Genomic DNA, 12,200 nt, shown 5'->3' with positions numbered 1-12,200 from the left:
TATTCTGATTTATATATTGGTTTATTTTTCCGCGTTGGGTTGATTCTCTCCTACTGCACGTCCTCCTTTCTTCCCGAATTACTGATGTTGACAATACCATTGTTCACTTGGAATGTACAACCGTTCAATTGACAGAAGCTGGTCAAAAAATTGGCTAGCGATTCTTTGCTATTTAAGCTTCCTGTAAAGGAACTGTTGAGCAAATCAGGATTATCGCATATAATCGAAACATCATAAAGGCTTTCGATTACTCTTAAGAGTTGAACGTTTTTGGTTTGGTTAAATTTGACAGACTGATTGGTCCATTCGACATTGGAGGTGGTTAGATGTGGAATGAGTTTTCTTAACTCTTTATCCACACGAGCAGGCTGAGATTTTGTCAATTCAGGCTCCGAATACTTAATCATCTGCTGCAGTTTTAAGTTAACCAATACTTCCTCTTTTGGTTTGAGGTATATTAGATTGCGGCTATCCGCTGTAACTGATCCGACAGAGATTTTGCCCTCCATTAGTTTTATCAGTACATGATCGGCATCCTTGGGGTCTACACTAAATATTGTCCCCAAGGCGGTGGTCAAATATCCTCTATAATTGACTTGAAAAGGCGCATTTTTGTTTTTGTGTACGTTATAAATAACTCGCCCTTGCACTTGCTTTACATCCCGGTGGCCGTGGCCATTATATTCAAATCCGATTTTTGCATGTGGATAAAGTATAACAGTCGTGCTATCAGGAAGCTGAGCATTGATCGTGTAAGCATTTTTATTTTCATACCAGATGACCTGTTCTTTTGTTGAGGTTGAGAAATTTTTCAAAAAGAGAACCGACAGTACACAGAGTAGCACGGCGGCACATGAAGCCCAGGCCCACGGGCTTATTCTCTGGATTAGCTTAGGCTTGGGCGGATCTACGGCATAGATATGATCGAGCACTTTCCGATGAACCAGGCTTAGATCTGGTAAGGGAATTTGTTGTAATACTTGTTCTTCATCCTGATCAAGTATCTCAGTGATCCACAGTTCCAGAATTGCAGTATCCATATCGGCCATTTCGTCAAAAAATGACTCATAATACTGCGCATCCAAACGGTTGTGAATATACGCCAACAATTGATCTTTAAAGGATTGCTCTTTCAAAATTTTCTATAATTAGTTCAATACATTGCTGTATTTGTTACTCTATACGTTTGGCAAAGAGAATCACACTATTGCATTTTGATTTTTTTTTATAGCTTAAATAAAAAGGCTGCAAAAAGACTGATTATATACTCATCTCGGTAATTTTTTTGAATATATTCTTTGATATCTTTAAGTGCGCTCACGAGTTGATTACTCACTGTAGAGACTGAAATCCCCAATAAATCGGCAATTTCCTTATAACTTTTGTCTTCAAATTTATTGAGCAACAAAATCTTCTTCCGTTTGGGGCTCAGAGAGTCGATTGCATTGGTCAACATCTGCTGTTTATCTTTGAAAAACAGTTTTTCTTCGGTATGATAATACAGTTCTATTGCCGAAGCCCATATTTCCAATTGAAGAGCCTTGTCTCTTTGCACTTTTCGAAAAAAATCCATGGCCAAATTATCCGAAATATGATTGAGAAATGAGACAAATCCCTTATTAGGGTCAATCTTTTCACGTTGGAGCCATATTTTAGTAAATACTTCTTGTAAGATTTCTTCTGCAATAGTTTGATTTTTCACCAATTTGATCAATCTAATATAGATCTTCGGCGAATAATGGAAATAGATTTCATTAAACGAATTTAGGTCTCCATTTCTAAGTTTTTCCAGTGCAGCATGTTCTTTAGGAGATTTCATTTGGCAAACTCTTATAATTGGTACGAACGAAGAACTCAATATAGTGATAAATTTACTAAATCAAAATCATTGGTAAACTAAATAAAATTTTATAGTCCCTCCAGATTATTTGCTATGAAGTGAGTTTAGCCCCAAGCCTGCGTTTGATTATAAAAGGATGGTTGATTTTGCTATTTTATTTCTTTTTTGGCAGCAGACTACTTTTTATTCTTCTTTATCATTTCTTCCTGATAGCTTCTAAAATTGAAAAAAGGCTCGGCTATCTTACCATTGGGCTGTAAATACAACATCCCATTTCGGTTATCCAGGATACAGTTGAAGTGGTTTAAAATTTGGTTCCCGAACAGGCTAGACCTTCCATTGGGCTTTGAAGGGTCCGCGGCATTAGTCACTATATCGCGAAATTCCGTTCCAGCTATGACTGCATTCAGACGGATGATCTTTCGCCCATTGATAATAGTCAGGGGTTGTAATCGATCCCAACGCCCGTCTAAAGAGGTAAAATCTTCACCAATAAGCATTGTGCCATCACGACCGGTATCAAACAGGAACCAAAAGTCATATTTCCGGTGGTTGTGAACAACTCTAGCTTTAAATTTAGGACGGTTCTGTTCGAAGAAGACCGGGCTTCTACTGTAATTTTTCACTTTTTCCGGTAGTGTCTGATAGACTGTAAATTCCAAATTATCATAATTAATCTCAATGATATGATTCCGAAAGAAATTATTCCCGATAATCAGGTCTTCAAAAGGTTCCATATTGCCAACTGTTGTCAGTGCTACATCCTTAATGGTCAAAGCACCGATATTCAGAATGTGATGCAAACTGGTTTGTTCGTAGTTCGTACCATCCGTATTACTGACTAGCTGCTGAGAAGTAAATTCCAAACCTAGTTTTTGAATGGAATTTTTGTTGACCGCTCCAGTCCCTGCTCCAAGGTCCAATTGCGCAACTACCTCTTTACCATTCAGCTTGCAATCAAAAAAGATTCTTGATCCGACGAGTCTAAATGGAATTTTCACTGGAAAATAGGTCACCGATTCTATCTCTGGTAAGCCTGGTGGAGAAATAGACGCAATCCGGATATGGCAACTGTCCTTTTCATTTAAAAGCACAATAAAATCATAGGATTTTCCGGGCTCAGTTTTAACGGTATATTGATCACGATCCGTTTTAAACCGGACGATGCCTTTTTTGAACGGAACGTTTACGTAATAGACATCTGGTTTTGCTTTAGGTTCCAAGCGCCAGTCCATTGTATAATTTTTACCATCCTTGATCTGTATTTTTTCTAACCCTGATTTGAGTACTATCATTTTTTTCTGGGCATAAAGGATAGTATTCATGCCAATGAAGAGGATGATAAGGTAGAGGCCAATTTTCCGTTTTGGTGTTTTCATGTGCTAAGATTTCGTTTTTTTAATGTCTTTTACAAAAGAAACGCATCCCTAAAAAAAACGCAAAATTACAGCCCGCCAATGTCCCGACAATCATCTGTCAAATTACCGACAGAAATCATAAAACATTGATATCCGGCAATATGTGATCATTATTTTTACCTAAGATCATTGCGTTACGGGTAATAATAACGGTATTTAGCATTAACCATAGGATAGGAATCAACATAGTGAATTGGCTTTTTACTCCCAACCAGTCGTTTAAAATCAGGACAATAACAAATAGAAACAGCGCGACTAAAGTCCAGCAAATTTGGATCGAAACCAGTTTCTTATTGACACGATTATTTTGCTTTTTAAGATACATAATGGCCAAGGGTAACAGCACATTGAGCGGAGGCAAAAAACTGCCGGGCAATGCCAACATATTCACTATTTTATTCCATTTGAGCTCATCTGGATCTAGGGATTCCGCTGCATTGCTTTCATCAAAAAAACTTTTCTCTACGCCCAATGTAATAGCAAAAGCTTTCAGTGTAAAGCCTTTTGGTTTCTGTCCCGATTCAATGCGTTGTATGGTTCTTATGGAAATGCCTGATTTTTCCGAAAGTTCTTCCTGTGTGAGATTTAAATGTTCTCTTAAATCCGATAATTTTCCCATTCGATTACTTTTAGTGTTTATTTACAAGGTCAGAAATTTACAACATTATTACCATAATATACACCATCTAAGATCGAAAAATGGTCAACTCTTGATAAAGAATCCAAATGGTTAAAAAAACTGCCCGCATAAAAGAGTCAATAACGCATCGCTATCGTTCCAACTCTGCCAACGTTTGAATCAATTTTTTTGCGTGCAGTCTTGCATTGGCTCTTATTTCTTCCTCAGTGTAGCCCGCAGCTAGCGAAGTACCATGAAAATAAATCGGCTCAATGTAATTCATTTGGGTATGGTAAGCTGTCTGCTCAAGGTGTTTACAAAATTCATACACACGAAAATGCTGAAAGCCCAAAGCGGTGTAACTTCTTTGTGATGAACCTACTGTAAAACTCGGGATAAAATTTTTGTCCTTTAGTTTATCTCCTTTTGAACCATAAGCAAATTGATACTCAAATACCCTATCAAACCAGTGCTTTAAAATGGCCGGCATATTGTACCAATAAAACGGATATTGAAAAATAATGTTCCTATGGCGTAAAAGAGCTTTCTGTTCTTCTTTTACATCAATATCATAATCAGGATATAACTCATAGATATTCCTGATTTCAATATTCATGTTATTGCTCTTTAGCTCGTCGATAATCGTTTTGTTAGCAAAAGATTTATCATAATTGGGGTGTGCTAAAATCACTAATGACATACTATAATTATTTTAGTAGCAAAACTATTTTAAGTAAATTGCATTTGCAATAACTATCAAGATAGATAGGTCGAAATAAATGTAGCATGAAAACAGAATGTACCAGCGATTACGTGACACTTAAAGGGAAAAGTTACCCTTGTACAGTCAGTCTAACAATGGATTTGATGGGTGGAAAATGGAAAGCCGTTATCCTGTATCATTTAAAAGATATGCCAAAAAGGTATAATGAGCTTCGGAAAGAAATGCCTACAATTACGGAAATGACATTGAGTCTGCAATTAAAGAAATTGGAAAAAGATGGTTTAGTCACAAAGAGGGTATATGGAGAAAAGCCTCCTTTAATGACAATTTACAACCTATCCGATTTAGGAAAAAGCCTTCTTCCAGTTTTGGAAGCCATTACAAAATGGGGTAACGAAGTAGTAAGTGAAAATGGTGAGTTTATAAAAGTTTCATAACAACTATACTTTTGCATCGCCCCTAAATTGTAAGCTAATTTTATAACATCTTCACTATATCGGTATCCTTTTCTTGGGGCTCAATAGCGCCATGCTGCCAAACAATCCTTCCATATTCGAAATTACATTTTTGTTGCATAGAAAATAGAAATCTCCTCTCAATATGTAAATAAAGAGCGCCGCAACTGCGCCTGCTGCGAGTAAAGGTGCTATCCATGCACATACAGTACGATTAGCTACTGAATTCGGTAGCCAAAATATTTGAGTCAATACAATCGCTCTAGGTATAATTGGTAAACCGATGCACAGCGGGAGAGGTGATCGTATGGTCGGCATAGATTGGTTAACCGGATCGGCGAAGTAAATGATAAAGCCCTATTTAAAAACATTGGCAGAATATCTTGAGGTAGTGGCCCATCGCCAAAGCCAAAAAACACTGCGGTGAAATATGACAAATGAATAAAACCCGGAGATATACTTAAAGGCTAATCTATCCTATTGCATGAAACACTATAACTGTATGGGCGATATGAAAAAATAAAAATACGGTAGAGAAAAGGATAAATGTAAAGCGATGGAAAGGTATGTGAAGGTAAAAGGAACTACCAATGAAAGAGATTCCCAAAAGCCATATAGCAGGAGTAAAAGCGGGTGCAGAAAAACCAATAAAACTTGTACTCCACCAGTCGTCCGGAAAACTAATCAATAAAATCCAGGATAAAAAATAGAGCAGTAAACCGAAGATATATATATAAAACCCAATTTTCTGTTTTTTGGAGCGTATCCTAAGCGGCATAAGGAATGAAATAGCAAAAAGTATGAATTTCGATATATTTTCACCATAAATTAAAAAGCTTGGAGTAGCTTTTGAAAATACTTCTGGTTGGTAATTTTGGGGTAATTGTCCACCTAAACATACATTCCAAATTAGGATTGGTAAAAATAAGAGAAAACAATTTACATTATAATTACTTGAAATGTTGTTTCGGTTAAATTTCAGATTCATAATGATCATTCTAGATATTGATATGATATTCAAACCATGCTCGTATGGTTATTTAAATGGATAACTACATATTTTAAATAATCAGCTAAATCTTTAGGTTCGAAATGTATAATATTATCACTGTGAATGATCTTAAGCGCTATAGAATTTACTTTGTTGATTTTGATAGATTTTGTAAACTGCATAAAAGCGACATAATCATCTTCGCGAATACTAAGATTTTTATGATATGGCATTGGCTTCCCAGATTTTAATTCCTTCATTGTTTCCATAAACCAATCTTGATTGTCTTTCATGGCCTTTTTCACTTTATCAACAATGGAAAGCTGCGATGCATCTGACCGAGGAATTCCCAACACCGATGCCATATAGTTGCTTTCAGAAAGTAGCCGATCAACGAATTGGGTCGCGATAGCATTACTGTCTACCACAAATTGTTTTTAGCAAAAATATTGACAGAAATAAAACGTCTTTGAAAAAGGTAAAAAAAGAAGATATTGGTAAAGAATTGCCATTTAAAAATATTTGATATATAAAATTACAATTAATACCGATATTCTTCCATCTTTTTGGTCCGATGGTTCTGAATTAGCAATAAAACTCAAACGACTTGGACATAATTTTAAAGTGCTAATGCTATAATCCCTTTTTACCTTCTAGCCAATAGCCGTGTAAATAAATGTTACCATTTGATTTCTCTTTAATGATTTTTCTAAACATTTGAGCCGAGTTTACGTTCCCTGTCAACACAAAGCTAGCATCGTGCCAATCCGAGCTATTAATTATCGTCGTTCTGCTTAGCCAATCCTCTTTACTGAACAAAAAGTTTTTGGGAAATATAAGGCAGTTTTCCAAGCCCAATAATTTTGGAACGTCTTTATTCTCTTCGTCTAATTCAAAAATGAACAGAAATTGTTGTTTGTTCTCCTTTAAAACCGGAAGAAAAGAAATAGCAAGTGCTAATGACGTTTCATCGCCAAAAATCACAAAGCTTCGCGCTATTTTATTATAATACCTACTTATCCCTCTCGGCTTATACATAACTATTTTGTCGCCAACTTTTACATTAGCCATAAAACTACTTCCGCAACCTTTACCATTCAAATAAATGATGAATTCAAACAGCCCCTTTTCAGTATCTGAATAAGAAACTGAATATCTTCGCGCTTCTGTATCGTTCACCCTAAAGTCGATAAAGGAACCGATCGCGAATTGTATGTCTTTTAAATCACCTTTAAAACAAATCTTCTTAACGGATTTTGATAAAAAGACCGTTTCGACAACTTCGATCAAAGGTAGCTTGGGCGTTAAGAACTCTAAAGTATCAAATAACCATTTTGGTGCACTTGGCATAATATTATATTTTGTTTAAGCAAAGTACACTAGATTTGATCATATAAAAAAGAACGGAAAAGAGTAAGTATTGGATTAATCGCGGTTTTTTCTACGAAATGTCAAAGCGGTAACTCCTGCAACTTTTGTAAATAGTCGCGAAAAATAAGGATAATCATCGTAGCCTAATTCAATTGCAACCTCCTTTACGGATCTATCTGAGTGATAAAGCAGGCGCTTAGCCTCTAAAATAATTCGTTGTTGTATCTGATATGAAACGGATACACCTGTTGCGTTCTTCACGCACTCATTCAGATAAGCAACGGAGATGTTTAATGCTGCGGCATAGTCTGCGGGACGTTTCATGCTCACAAAATTTTGCTCAAGTAAACCCGTGAATGCCTTATGAACTATTTCAAAACGCGAAAGTTTCTCTGCGTCTTTTGTTTGTTTGAGAAATTGCGACATAAATAGGCCAACTAAGGTATTGCAACTGTCTCTTACCTGGCGATCGTATAGTTTGTCATCTCTTCGATCGAATAGCTTTTTACATAAAGAAAAAGCTTCTCGTATAATTGCTAAATCTGTCTTCGAGGATAAGGTTAATGGCTCGACAGGTGTATTCATCTGCAATATTTTCAAATAATCCGCATGTAAGTTTTCATTGGACATGGTCATTATAAAACCACTTAACTGTTTAACTTTCAAAGCCCTGTGTACCTGATTTGGCGATTGATAGATAATAGTAGGCTGATCTATGAAATATTGCTTAAAATCAATTTCGGTATGCGAGATGCCACTTTCCTGCAATACGAAAAGGTGATAATCGTGTCGATGTGCATAATTGAATTCTTTACTTCCTGGAATTTCCGACTCCATATTAATGACAGCTATGCCATTACCGTAATCTCGACCCCAGGTTCTAATAGGAATAGATACCGTCCGTTTGCGCATAGATTTTAAACTATTGTTAAACACAAATTTAAAAATAAATGTCTACAAGAAGTTCAAAGGCGATATTTATTAACGGCAATAGATATGACAATCTCACATGTTATAAAATTAATGTAAAATACCTTAAGAGTAAAAAAAGCCTCGAGATGGGGACTCAAGGCTTAATTGTTAAATGTTTAAGCTACTTTAAAAACTTAAGGATATAACAACGGCTAACAGTTTTCGTTTTCAATTTTCGAAATAAAAAATAGTGATCTGACAACTCGACTAAACTAGATTATGGACAAATCTATATCGCTTCGCAGTATTGACTATATAAGTAGCTGGCCCGGGATAGTCCAAAAATAATTTTAAATAGTGGTGAACCAATTTCTCTTGGCCGTGTTCTAATCAGCATGGTAACGTTGCCAGCATATATACATTCAATATACTATGAAAATAGCAGTGCTTGCTCATTTAAAACATCCCATCCGCAAACCATTTATGGGCGGGCTGGAAGCCTTTACATACGAAGTAACTAAACTTTTATTGCAAAGGGGGCATGAGGTTACCTTGTTTGCGAGTGAGCATTCGGATCCTAATCTAAATGTACATTCTATTCTTAGCGATGTAGATTATGATATGGAAACATTAAGCAGATTTCGCTCTCACGAATTAAGTGAGGATTTTATCTCTACACATCACGCTTATTTGGAACTGATGCAAGAGATAGACCAATATGATTTTGATGTGGTGTTTAACAATAGCTTAAATTATGTACCGATCACTATGGCAACCCTTATGCAAACGCCAATGGTAACGGTATTGCATACTCCTCCCATCTTTGAGATGAAAAGGGCTATTTTGGCAGCAAACCGCTACAAAAAGCTAACGTATGTCTCTGTGTCGGAAACGAATGCTTCTTCGTGGGAGCCTTATATCACCGAATGCAAGGTCATACAAAATGGTATCAATCTGGATAAATGGATATTTACAGCTAAAAATGCCGGGAATTATGTATTATGGTTTGGTAGAATCCATCCTGATAAAGGAACCCATTTTGCAATCGCAGCAGCAAAATTGGCCGGAAGGCCTATTAAAATAGCGGGTTCAGTTGCCGACAAACATTATTTTGAAACTTTTGTTAAGCCGCTTCTAGATGAAAGCGCTGAGTGGGTAGAGCACTGTACACACGAAGAACTTAATGACCTTATTGGAAATGCAGCGGTAAGTGTGATTACTCCTTGTTGGGAAGAACCTTTCGGTTTGGTTGTCGCCGAAAGCTTAGCGTGCGGAACCCCAGTTGCGGGTTTCGCTAGAGGAGCACTGCCAAAGATTGTAAATAACGAAACTGGATGTCTTACCGCGTCGTGCTCGGTGGTTGAATTGGCAAAATGCATAAATGATGCGGCGCAGCTTAGCAGAAAGGCCTGTCGAGCACATGCTGAATCAGCATTGGATATTCAAGAAATGGTATCCTCCTATGAAAATGTATTTGCTCAAGTCATCGAAAATTGCGAAAGTAAGTATGCCTTATAAGTACGCTTTTTATATCCATCACCACGGGGCAGGTCATTTGACTAGAGCCTTAGCGATAGCAGCGCAACTTCCCCATAACGAAGTGGTCTTTTTTGGTAGTTCATTAGCAAGTTATAAGGATGTGTTACCGGAAGATATCTTAACGATCGAACTGCCATTTGACACGCCTTCTGATAGCGATAGGGATTGGACAAGTAGTGAGCTAAATTTTTTACATTATGCCCCTCTTAATGTGAAGGGGATAGTGAATAGAAACGATCTAATAATAAAGTTTTTCAAAAATAATAACCATTGCTTACTTATCGTTGATGTGTCTGTCGAAATCGCATTACTAGCCCGTCTCTGTGGGATACCAACCGTAGTGGTGAGACAACACGGTGACCGTTCTGACACTCCGCACTCCCTGGCTTATGAAAGCGCATCTCTTTTGCTGGCACCCTACGCAAAATCAATGGCGCAGGATATCGAAAACGATTTTACACAAAAGACATTTTATTCAGGTGGATTCTCTAAATATAGCGGAATGTCAATTGAAGAGAATTCGAGCTCGGAAAATCAGATCGCTATTTTCTTTGGCCAGGGTGGCACATGTTTTGATTGGCCGCTCATTGCTCAAATTAGGAGGGATCTACCGCAAACATCCAATTTACATATACTGGGTACCATACAAAATTATAAAGCTATTGATGGAGTCAGTTATTATGGGAATTCAAAGGATGCATACCCTATACTTAAAAATTGCGGGATCGTAATAAGCAATGCGGGCCATAACTGCATAATGGAATTGGGTGATTTAAGAAAAAAAATTATTTGTATACCTGCAGAAAGGCCTTTTGAAGAACAAAAAATAAAGGCCAAACTTTTGGAAAATGCAGGAGTAGCCAAGGTAGTAGAAGAGAAAGATTTACTTCAGGCAAACTGGTTACATATCATTGAAAACACAAAAAAGTTGAAGATTGAAGCCTGGGAAAAATTGATGAACCCAAAAGCGACTTTTGAAATTGCAACGCAGCTTAAGAAACTGCACTCACAACTATTTAAAACATTATCAAATTAGAAATATGTACTCTACTGCTCCGGTGTCCGTATTGACAATTGTACATAAACGCCATCATGCACTAATAAACCTGGTTAACGGGCTCGCCAAAAATTCTATCTTACCGGTAGAAATAGTGATCGTGTTTATTAATGAACGTGCTTACCCGTTTGAAGATGATGAATATCCCTTTAGAGTAAATACTGTAGAAATGGAAACAGAAGGGCATTTAAATTTGGGCGAAGCAAGAAATATGGCTATAAAAAGTTCCAGTTCTTCATTTAATATCTTCTTAGACGTAGACTGCATTCCTGCACAAAATTTAATCGAGCAGTATCTGCCCTACTCGAATAAAAAGAATGCTTTATTAAGTGGCCGGGTTAGGTATTTAAAAAAAGGGTTTGCAGATAAACCTGACTGGATGTCGCAATTAATGGAAAACAGTAGGCCCGATCCTGTCAGGAACGAGTTAGATCAATTTAGTTACGAACTCTTCTGGTCACTCAATTTTGGGTGTAGCAAAGAGACTTTCAATAAAATTGGTGGATTCGATCAAAACTATATTGGATATGGAGCTGAAGATACGGATTTTGGCTTCAGCGCAAGGAAAAACAGTATAGCTCATATCACAATTGATGCATTGGCGTATCACCAATATCACCCAAGTTATAATCCACCTTTAAACCACTTCAAATCCATTGTCACCAACGCTACTCAATTTTTTCAAAAGTGGGGAGTCTGGCCCATGATGGGGTGGCTAAATAAATTTAATGAAAGCGGCCTTATAATTTTTAAAAATAATCAGATTATCATTCTTCGTGAACCATCAAAACAAGAAATTGTGGCCAGTCTAACGGAATAGAAACTATTTAAACATTCCAAGCAATTTAATAAGCCCATTTTCGCTGTGTAATATTTCAGTATTTTTCAACGTATCGCAAGTTACCAATGAAGCTCTTGCCTGCATTTTTTTTCATAATGTGCGATGGCAGTTTGAATGTCCGGAAAGTTATCGCTTGTTAAATTTTCTGCTAACTCAAAAGCGTCCTGCATTGCCTGGTTTACTCACTCACCGGCATATGGTGGCATGCAATGTGCTGCATCGCCAAGCATTGTCAAGTGAGGTAATGTCGGCCAAGTCTGGTGCAATGGAAAATGAAATTGTGGACACGGGATACACCAAATGGTATTACCTGAAAAGAGTTCTTGCCATTGCTCACGCTACGATGCGAAAGCAACCTTAAACCACACAAAAACCTGTTTTTTGTCATTAAATTCAATACCGCTGTCCTGCACTCAATTTTCGGACACTTTGC

The 12,200-nt window shown here is 37.1% G+C and carries 13 protein-coding genes; 5 read left to right on the top strand and 8 right to left on the bottom strand.

Going from position 1 to position 12,200, the window contains the following annotated elements; genetic code table 11:
* Window positions 1–50: 50 nt before the first annotated feature.
* The 5 genes from J2X77_RS01115 to J2X77_RS01095 form a co-directional block, all read right to left on the bottom strand.
* Window positions 51–1,136 carry a FecR family protein gene (locus J2X77_RS01115; RefSeq protein ID WP_209575381.1) on the bottom strand — a complete coding sequence of 362 codons (1,086 nt, stop codon included), beginning with the start codon at window positions 1,134–1,136 and terminating at the stop codon, window positions 51–53.
* An 89-nt stretch (window positions 1,137–1,225) separates the two neighbouring features.
* Window positions 1,226–1,819, bottom strand: coding sequence for an RNA polymerase sigma factor (locus J2X77_RS01110; RefSeq protein WP_209575383.1), 594 nt, complete (start codon window positions 1,817–1,819; stop codon window positions 1,226–1,228).
* Between the two features lie 197 nt (window positions 1,820–2,016).
* Window positions 2,017–3,219: a retroviral-like aspartic protease family protein gene (locus tag J2X77_RS01105; protein ID WP_209575385.1), complete on the bottom strand. Its 1,203-nt coding sequence runs from the start codon at window positions 3,217–3,219 to the stop codon at window positions 2,017–2,019.
* A gap of 115 nt (window positions 3,220–3,334) precedes the next feature.
* The gene (locus J2X77_RS01100) at window positions 3,335–3,877 is read right to left on the bottom strand and encodes a helix-turn-helix transcriptional regulator (protein ID WP_310078557.1); all 543 of its coding nucleotides are present in this window, start codon (window positions 3,875–3,877) and stop codon (window positions 3,335–3,337) included.
* Between the two features lie 151 nt (window positions 3,878–4,028).
* Window positions 4,029–4,577 carry an NAD(P)H-dependent oxidoreductase gene (locus J2X77_RS01095; protein WP_209575389.1) on the bottom strand — a complete coding sequence of 183 codons (549 nt, stop codon included), beginning with the start codon at window positions 4,575–4,577 and terminating at the stop codon, window positions 4,029–4,031.
* An 86-nt stretch (window positions 4,578–4,663) separates the two neighbouring features.
* Here J2X77_RS01095 and J2X77_RS01090 point away from each other — a divergent pair, with 86 nt between their 5' ends.
* Complete coding sequence (locus J2X77_RS01090; RefSeq protein ID WP_209575391.1) at window positions 4,664–5,038, top strand: helix-turn-helix domain-containing protein; 375 nt, start codon at window positions 4,664–4,666, stop codon at window positions 5,036–5,038.
* 1,035 nt (window positions 5,039–6,073) lie between these two features.
* Here J2X77_RS01090 and J2X77_RS01085 read toward each other — a convergent pair.
* The 3 genes from J2X77_RS01085 to J2X77_RS01075 form a co-directional block, all read right to left on the bottom strand.
* Window positions 6,074–6,475: a hypothetical protein gene (locus J2X77_RS01085; RefSeq protein ID WP_209575392.1), complete on the bottom strand. Its 402-nt coding sequence runs from the start codon at window positions 6,473–6,475 to the stop codon at window positions 6,074–6,076.
* 205 nt (window positions 6,476–6,680) lie between these two features.
* Window positions 6,681–7,397, bottom strand: a complete 717-nt coding sequence (locus J2X77_RS01080) for an FAD-binding oxidoreductase (protein WP_209575394.1) — start codon at window positions 7,395–7,397, stop codon at window positions 6,681–6,683.
* Window positions 7,398–7,472: 75 nt separating this feature from the next.
* The gene (locus tag J2X77_RS01075; RefSeq protein WP_310078556.1) at window positions 7,473–8,330 is read right to left on the bottom strand and encodes a helix-turn-helix domain-containing protein; all 858 of its coding nucleotides are present in this window, start codon (window positions 8,328–8,330) and stop codon (window positions 7,473–7,475) included.
* 432 nt (window positions 8,331–8,762) lie between these two features.
* Between J2X77_RS01075 and J2X77_RS01070 the strand changes: the two genes are divergently transcribed.
* From J2X77_RS01070 to J2X77_RS01055, 4 genes are all read left to right on the top strand, one after another.
* Window positions 8,763–9,848 carry a glycosyltransferase family 4 protein gene (locus tag J2X77_RS01070; RefSeq protein ID WP_310078555.1) on the top strand — a complete coding sequence of 362 codons (1,086 nt, stop codon included), beginning with the start codon at window positions 8,763–8,765 and terminating at the stop codon, window positions 9,846–9,848.
* Entirely contained in the window at window positions 9,793–10,905 is a 1,113-nt protein-coding gene (locus J2X77_RS01065) for a glycosyltransferase (protein WP_310078554.1), read from the top strand. Before J2X77_RS01070 ends, J2X77_RS01065 begins: the two co-directional genes overlap by 56 nt.
* Window positions 10,906–10,909: 4 nt before the next feature.
* The gene (locus tag J2X77_RS01060; protein ID WP_310078552.1) at window positions 10,910–11,746 is read left to right on the top strand and encodes a galactosyltransferase-related protein; all 837 of its coding nucleotides are present in this window, start codon (window positions 10,910–10,912) and stop codon (window positions 11,744–11,746) included.
* 118 nt (window positions 11,747–11,864) lie between these two features.
* Complete coding sequence (locus J2X77_RS01055) at window positions 11,865–12,128, top strand: hypothetical protein (protein ID WP_310078551.1); 264 nt, start codon at window positions 11,865–11,867, stop codon at window positions 12,126–12,128.
* Window positions 12,129–12,200: the final 72 nt, after the last annotated feature.

The sequence above is a fragment of the Sphingobacterium sp. 2149 genome (genome assembly GCF_031455655.1).
Lineage (GTDB): Bacteria > Bacteroidota > Bacteroidia > Sphingobacteriales > Sphingobacteriaceae > Sphingobacterium.
The sequence above is the reverse complement of the archived record's forward strand: the minus strand, read 5'-3'. Positions and strand labels throughout refer to the sequence as shown.